Here is a 7592-nt window from a genome sequence, read left to right as displayed (position 1 = left end):
TTTTTTAGCGGGGAAGTTTGTTTAGGAAATTGTAGATAACAGAAGGATTGATCACAAGGCAAGAGATACGCCGCGGTTTTACAATTATTTTAGCATCTTATTTCTCATCATTGGACAATCGAAATCATTAATTTTGGAATAGAATAATTATTTTTTATTTTGTACGGAAACAAAAGAGTATGACAAAGAAGAAGAGCAAAGAGGTACAGCATCAGGCTGTAGTGACGAAAGAGTCATTAAAATTCTTAGAAAGATATATTAATAATCCGTCGCCAACAGGTTTTGAGTGGGAGGGGCAGCGCCTATGGTTGGATTATCTGAAACCCTATGTCGATGATACCTATATTGATAATTATGGGACTGCTGTAGGGATTATCAATCCTGAAGCTAAATATAAAGTAGTTATAGAAGCTCATGCCGATGAGATTTCATGGTTTGTAAACTATATTACCAAAGACGGACTTATCTATGTCATCCGCAATGGTGGTTCGGACCATCAGATAGCACCTTCAAAACGTGTCAACATTCATACCGAAAAGGGACCTGTCAAGGCAGTATTTGGATGGCCTGCAATTCACACCCGTTCTGGTGAGAAGGAAGAGGCGCCATCGCTAAAAAATATCTTTTTGGACTGTGGCTGTACCTCAAAAGAAGAGGTAGAGGAGTTGGGTATTCATGTAGGGTCTGTCGTGACGTACGAAGATGAGTTTATGGTGCTTAACGACCGCTATTATGTGGGAAGAGCCTTAGACAATCGTGTCGGGGGATTTATGATTGCCGAGGTGGCTCGTCTGCTGAAAGAGAATAGTAAAAAGTTGCCTTTCGGACTATATATTGTGAATTCCGTACAGGAGGAGATAGGTTTGAGAGGAGCGGAGATGATAGCTAACTATATAAAACCTAATGTGGCTATCGTCACGGATGTTACGCACGATACCCAGACGCCAATGATTAATAAGGTTACGCAAGGGGATCTGGCCTGTGGGAAAGGACCAGTACTGTCGTATGCTCCAGCTGTTCAGATCAACCTGAATAAGATGCTAATCGATGTAGCTAAGAAAAATGAAATTCCTTTCCAACGTCAAGCCTCCTCGCGTTATACCGGTACGGACACGGATGCCTTTGCCTATTCCAACGGAGGAGTGCCTTCAGCCTTGATTTCTTTGCCTTTGCGTTATATGCATACTACGGTAGAGATGGTGCATAAGGAAGATGTGGACAATGTTATTCGTTTGATATACGAGACATTACTGACAATAGAGGACGGACAAGATTTTAGAACATTTACGAAGTAATAATTTTAGAATAGAAAGATATGAGTGAGAAAAAGCAAGAGGCTTTGCCAAATGAATTGAGCATTGAACTATCAGAGGAAGTAGCAGAAGGAGTTTACTCTAATTTGGCAATTATTACACACTCCAATACAGAGTTTGTGTTGGATTTCGTTCGCGTAATGCCGGGAATTCCTAAAGCTAAAGTAAAATCCAGAATTATATTGACTCCGGAGCATGCGGCGCGTCTGTTGGCGGCACTTCAAGACAACCTCAACCGCTTTGAGGCGCAACTGAAGGCTGCGGCAGCAAACAACCCGAATGGCGAGCAGGTGCCTAAAGATTTTCCTTATCCTTTGGACCTACATCCAAAAGGAGAGGCTTAAGAAAAAGAAAAACCTATCCTTGCGGATAGGTTTTTTTCATGAAACACAACATCTACCATTACCATTCTATAGCCTGATCTTCATCCGGAATTTGGGTATTCAGTTTTCTTTCCAAGATTAACGATCCCGAAACTTTATATAACAAATTCACGTTGGGTACCATGGTATAATCTACGAATTCGTAGTCTATATTGTTGATAGTTATATACCTATGCAAGAGGTAAGGACGGACGGCATCCATCTGTTCGGTTATTGTATAACTGGCATCTCTATTCACTTTGAAGTTGATGTTCGGGTTGTCAGAATAGAATGTGATGGATCCCGTAGGGGTAAAATTAGCATAGATTTTATATAGTCCACGATCTTTTCTTTCTTCGTCAATATTTCCGGCATAGAAGAAGATGGTGTTTTCATCTACTACATAGCTGCGTATTTCACTTTTTACTATAGGAGTTTGATTTTCATAGCCATCCATGGCTATTTTGAGCGCTGTACCACTATATGTGCCGGAGAAATCATTAAAAGGATTGATACGTAGAAGAGCCTTTTTATAATGTTTTCGCGGATGGGCGTTATAGCCCGGTCCTTCCTGTATGGTGAGAGGCAACACCCATTTTTCTACCATATCGATACCTTTAAGTGTAAAGTCTATATTGAGTAAGGCTATATTCTCTCCTACTTTTTATATCAACCTTGGAAGGTAGGGAGTAGAAGTTTTTGTCTAGAATCTTGTAATAAAAGTCTGTTCGATTTTGAAAACGTTCGAAGTTTAATGTTTCGAGCGTGTCCATATCCAGACCTATATTTACGGAGATATTTTGATCGTTGGTGGTGCTTCCACTTACAATGAGTGGTAGCTGGAAGGTGGTTTTCTCATTGCCTCTATATCGTACGAAAATATTACTTACCCCTTCATTGTTGAGAGGTGCCTTAAAGGAAATATAGCGTTCATACTGTTCTTCTTTCCATTCATCATTACAAGCAGAAAGGAGCAGGGCATGGAGGATAAGCCATAGAATATATTGTTTTTTTCATACTTTTCACTTTTGGATTAGTCGTTATATGTCCATCCAGGATTCTGGGTTAAATTTTTGTTTCTTTTCAACTCGGAATGTTTTATAGGCCAAAACCACATTTTGTCTGAGAAGGTGGTTTTCAAGGCCCATACGGCTACTGGTTGATGAAAGAGGTCACGTTGACTTTCGTTCATCAGCACATTGCAGCCGTAGATGGGTAGGGATTCTTCTTCGGGAGCATCCATCCATCTTCTGAGGTCATAGTAACGTTGTCCTTCACCCATGAGTTCAATAAATCTTTCTCGCTTGATAAGCTTTCTAAGTTCATCTTTATTGCTATAAGCGGAAGCACTGTAGTCTGGTAATCCAGCGCGAATACGAACTGGCCGTATGCCGCGTTGCATTTCCGCGATATCTCGAGAGATAGTATAGTTTGTTCCTCGCCAGGAAGGGATAGTGTAGGATCCGTTCAGTTCGTTTAGTGCTTCGGCATACATGAGTAAGATGTCAGCATAACGTATTGCAGGCTCTGCCTTAGGTACTACCTTTGCATTATTGCCACCTTCGTATGTATCGTTGGGGTGGACGAATTTTTTCATGCCGATGCCTGTTCTTAGCCAATAAGCATTCGAAGAGTTGAAGCCGTTACCTTTGTCGTTATCGCGGTAATAAAATACCTGTTGGTTTCTATTTCTTTCCTGAGACTCATTCAATAGTTTCCACATACTGCCGTTAAATGCTACGGAAGCATAGAAACGAGGTTCTCTGTTGGCATATTGTAAGGATACTCCGGGAAGTAGAGGTCTATATCTTCCGGCTTCATAATCCTCTTGGGTGACGTAGCCTTTCACACGTTCGGAGCCATTGCCACGCCCTATCTCTTTATCTTTTCCGGGAACGTCGGTGCCGTCGTTCATATAGTAAGCATCTACAAGTTTTTGAGTCAGTCCATGAGTGTTCCATCCTGTTGCAGAGCGAGGTAGCTGGTGGATAACCATAGCATTCACGCCTTCACTAAGCTGGTTGTTACCGCGTGTGAATATAAGTTCAGGGTTTCCTGATGCCGGAAGTGTGCCGTCGAAGACTCTGGCATATGATTTCTCCGGATCTATGTTAGCCCATCCTTCCGGCCAGTTTTTGTCTGAAAAGTTGGGGTCATAGGGAGGGACGACGGTAGCATCTTCTCCTGTAGCCTGAAAAGCTACGGTATAAAGTCTATATATTCCCAGTTCTATAACGTCACGTGCTGCGGCTGCGGCACGCGCCCATTTTTCTTCATTATATTGACTGGAGAGAAGCCTATTACCTTGCTTATCCGTCAGCAGGGCAGCAAAGCCGGCGTTATTGCCATTGGCCAAAGGACTGGCGCCATAGAGTAAGGCTTTGGCGCGTACTGACAGCGCCGCCCCCACCGTAGGGCGTGCTGATCCGTCCTGTCCTCGCTGCATGCCTAACTCCTGCATTTCTTGAGCGGCAAGCAACATTTCGTTGGCGATAAAGTCTACACATTCGTCATAGGTATTTCTAGGGATTGCCAAGTCATCATAACTTTGTGTGTAATCAACTTCGGTGTCCGGAAGAATAGGAATGGGGCCGTACTTGCGAAGCAATAGCCAGTAGAGGTAGGCTCTAGCGAAGCGGGCCTGTCCGCGGTAGTCATTAATCTCCCGTTCTGACATTTCGGTGTTCAGATGTATATTGTGGATAAATGTAGAGGCATTCCGTATACCTCGATAACATTGAACCCAAGTCCCTTGTTTATCATTCTCGGTATAAAGTCCCATCTTAAACATGTTGTAAGACAACTCGTTTTTTGAAGGATCATAATCTTTGTCCCGGTCGCCGTAGAACATATCGTCGGCAAAACAATGTGGAGTATAGCCTTTACTTGCTACATCGGCATTTTCACCTTTGAATTCTTCGAAAATGTGCGCTAGCCACTGTTCCGAATATTCTTTGCTTTTAAAGACTTTTTCTATGGTAAGTCTGTCTTTGAAATACTGATCGGATTCCAAGTATTCTTTTTTGCATGAAGTTAACAAGGCTAGACTTACCAATATATAGGTTAGTTTATTTCTTTTCATAATCATCTTATTATAGATTGACGTTGATACCAAAAGTGAATGATTTTGTCCAGAGGGTAGTCTTCACCTCTAGGGGTAGCCAATTCTGGGTCCCATAGTTTGAATTTTGCCCATGTCAGCAAGTTTGTTCCTACAAAGAACAGTCTGATATTGCTGGTTCTTATGCGGTTTGCGAACGTCTTAGGTAGGCTGTAGCTATATCCAATGTTTTCAGACGCAAATATTGTCCATTACGGAGCCAGAATGTGGAATTGCGGAAGTTGTTCGGATTAGGGCCGTAGCTCAGACGAGGGTAGGAAGCGTTTGGATCTTCGGTAGAAGGATCTCCCGAAATATCGGCCGAAATCCATCTGTTATCTCCCATGATACCTTTAAGAACTTGTCCCCATTCACCTTCACTAAAGGCATATACAGTCTTCCCATAGGTGAAGAAGGAGGACTTACCGGCTCCTTGGAAGTGGAAGCTGAAGTCAAAATTTTTGTAACTCACGGAGGTTCCTAGCCCGTAGATGAGGTTAGGTCTTCGCGTAGATCCTATAGCCACGTTGTCGCCATCATCAATGACGCCATCGCCGTTGACATCCTTATATTTGATATCTCCGGGCTGATAAGTTCCGAAATTTTGTTTTGGGCTATTTCGGATATCGTCGTAATCTTTGAACAGCCCTAGTGCTATGAGACCTACATTTTGATCCACGCGATAGCCTTCCATATTTTGATATTTATAAACATTGTTAGTTTGATCTCGTTTCAAGACTTCGTTTTTGCTGTATGTCATATTGGCCCTTGCGGTGATGTTTACCTCCCCTAGGCGTTGTCTAAACTCAAAACGTCCATCGAAGCCTCGAGATCTTACAGCTCCTACGTTGGCACTAGGAACGCTCTCTAACCCTACAATTTCGGGAAGGAACTCCCGACGCATATAAATACCGGTTCTTTTCTCATCAAAAAGGTCTATATAAGAGATGAATTTTTCTCTGAAAAGAGCGATATCGAGTCCCAGATTTTGTTTTTCAGAGACTTCCCAGGTTACATACGGGGAAGCCACTTGGGTGAACCGCATACCTAAATAAGCACGATCCAAACCATAATCTGCCCATTGATAAACGTTGCTGGATGTCTGTCCTATAGTGTAGAGATAAGGGAAACGTGTTCCACCCGCTAGCTGATCGTTGCCCACTCTTCCCCAAGAGTATCTGACTTTTAAAAGGTTAAGCCATTAGATAACTTATCTTTGATAAACGGCTCTTCAGATATATTCCATGCAGCGGAAGCCGCCGGGAAAAATCCGTATTGGTGATTTTTGGCGAAATTTTCAGAACCGGTATATCCAAAGTTAAAATCTACGACGTAGCGCATCTTCCAGTTGTATGTAAGACGTCCTGCTAGCGCTTGATTTCGTCGCGAAATACCGTTTTTGATGTCGTCTCCTAGGTTTACGGTACGTACCAATGCATCGCGTGTAAATAGGGCTACGGCACCTACATTATGATTTCCGAATGACTGATCGTAGTTGAAGCGTATATCATAAAATTCACGACGTTCGCCATCGGCAGAGCTGGATTGGAAAAGTTCACGCGGACCGGCAATGAGACGAAAAACCAATTCTCCATTCTCATCTCTTGTTCTTTCTGCCAGCCATTGTTCTGGCCATTTGCGACGCTGAATATTGTTGTTGTTTTGAGTATCGAATCCTATAATTCCTCTCACTCTCAATCCATGGGTGATGAAGTTTAAATTTTGTTCTATAGTTACGTTGGACTGGATTTTATTTGTCCAGTTTTCATTGAAACCGGTTTGGGTCGCAATGACCCAAGGGTTGGTCATATGACCTGTCCCAACGGCTGGAACGTAACCGTTAGAGTAAGTTACGGGGGTCCGGATAGGGGAATAGCCAAAAAGTACTCCCCAAAAGTCTACATCTCCTAGGCCCGGGCTATTTCTTTTACCCAAAGATCCAGCTACTCCTACTTTCAGAATGGTAGTGGTCGACAGGTTGACGTCCGTATTTAACCTGAAGTTGTAGCGATAGTAGTTAGCGTTGGTGTTGTAATCCTTTCGTAGAGTTTCGTCAGTGTGATACATTCCTCCTTCGTTTACGTAACTGCCCGAAATGAAATAGCGGGCGGTACTTCCTCCGCCACTCATGTTGAGGTTTACCCTATAGGTCATAGCACCGTCCTTCAATAGCAGTTTTTTCCAATCTACGTTAGGATAGAGATCGGGATCTAATCCTAAGCGAAGGATTTCGAGCTCTTCCGGTTGATAGATAGGTTCAAAATTGCGAGTAATACGGGCCTCGTTCAGTAGGTTGGCATAGGTAAAACCATCTTCAAATTCCGGTGTTATCGTACGCGTATTATAGATAGTTTCGTCTTTGACATTGATGTTTACACGTCCTTCTTTTCCATGTTTGGTAGTGATTAGGATTACACCATTCGCGCCTTTGGATCCATATATGGCTGTCATGGCTGCATCTTTCAGTACGGTGAACGATTCTATATCCTCAATATTGATATCGTTGATATCACGTTCTATGTTGTCCACCAACACTAAGGCACTCGTTCCTCCACCGAAAGTGGATATTCCTCGAATCCAGAATTCAGATATGTTTTTTCCTGGTTGTCCGGACACCTGCATAGCCATCACTCCCGGAACATTTCCTGCTAGGGCGTTGGTAATACTGGAAGTAGGGTTGGATTTAAGGTCATTGACATTTACGGAGCTTACGGCCCCTGTAGTTACCAATTTCTTTGTGTTCCTGTTCCTGTTACGACTACTTCTTCGAGCACACTAGCTTCAGCTTCTTCTAATACTATGTTCAGCGTTTTTTGA

The 7592-nt window shown here is 42.8% G+C and carries 7 protein-coding genes; 2 read left to right on the top strand and 5 right to left on the bottom strand.

Going from position 1 to position 7592, the window contains the following annotated elements:
- Positions 1-179: 179 nt before the first annotated feature.
- Both SD31_RS08735 and SD31_RS08730 read left to right on the top strand, forming a co-directional pair.
- Positions 180-1295: a M42 family metallopeptidase gene (locus tag SD31_RS08735; RefSeq protein WP_039053839.1), complete on the top strand. Its 1116-nt coding sequence runs from the start codon at positions 180-182 to the stop codon at positions 1293-1295.
- A 20-nt stretch (positions 1296-1315) separates the two neighbouring features.
- Positions 1316-1657, top strand: a complete 342-nt coding sequence (locus SD31_RS08730) for a DUF3467 domain-containing protein (RefSeq protein ID WP_039053838.1) — start codon at positions 1316-1318, stop codon at positions 1655-1657.
- A gap of 58 nt (positions 1658-1715) precedes the next feature.
- Here the strand turns inward: SD31_RS08730 and SD31_RS17390 are convergent, their stop codons facing one another.
- The 5 genes from SD31_RS17390 to SD31_RS17375 all read right to left on the bottom strand — a co-directional run bounded on the left by SD31_RS17390 (position 1716) and on the right by SD31_RS17375 (position 7505).
- Positions 1716-2324 carry a BT_3044 domain-containing protein gene (locus SD31_RS17390; protein WP_262506603.1) on the bottom strand — a complete coding sequence of 203 codons (609 nt, stop codon included), beginning with the start codon at positions 2322-2324 and terminating at the stop codon, positions 1716-1718.
- The gene (locus SD31_RS21260; protein WP_410528250.1) at positions 2293-2652 is read right to left on the bottom strand and encodes a DUF4973 domain-containing protein; all 360 of its coding nucleotides are present in this window, start codon (positions 2650-2652) and stop codon (positions 2293-2295) included. Before SD31_RS21260 ends, SD31_RS17390 begins: the two co-directional genes overlap by 32 nt.
- A 56-nt stretch (positions 2653-2708) precedes the next feature.
- Positions 2709-4757 (bottom strand): RagB/SusD family nutrient uptake outer membrane protein, encoded by a 2049-nt coding sequence (locus tag SD31_RS08720; RefSeq protein WP_039053840.1) that lies wholly within the window; start codon positions 4755-4757, stop codon positions 2709-2711.
- 160 nt (positions 4758-4917) lie between these two features.
- Positions 4918-5937 carry a hypothetical protein gene (locus tag SD31_RS17380; protein WP_197053630.1) on the bottom strand — a complete coding sequence of 340 codons (1020 nt, stop codon included), beginning with the start codon at positions 5935-5937 and terminating at the stop codon, positions 4918-4920.
- Between the two features lie 23 nt (positions 5938-5960).
- Positions 5961-7505 carry a SusC/RagA family TonB-linked outer membrane protein gene (locus SD31_RS17375; RefSeq protein WP_231561375.1) on the bottom strand — a complete coding sequence of 515 codons (1545 nt, stop codon included), beginning with the start codon at positions 7503-7505 and terminating at the stop codon, positions 5961-5963.
- Positions 7506-7592: the final 87 nt, after the last annotated feature.

It is taken from the genome of Sphingobacterium sp. T2 (genome assembly GCF_000814685.1).
In the GTDB taxonomy this organism is placed as follows: domain Bacteria; phylum Bacteroidota; class Bacteroidia; order Sphingobacteriales; family Sphingobacteriaceae; genus Sphingobacterium; species Sphingobacterium thermophilum.
Note: the sequence above shows the minus strand (reverse complement) of the source record. Positions and strands in the feature narration are given on the sequence as shown.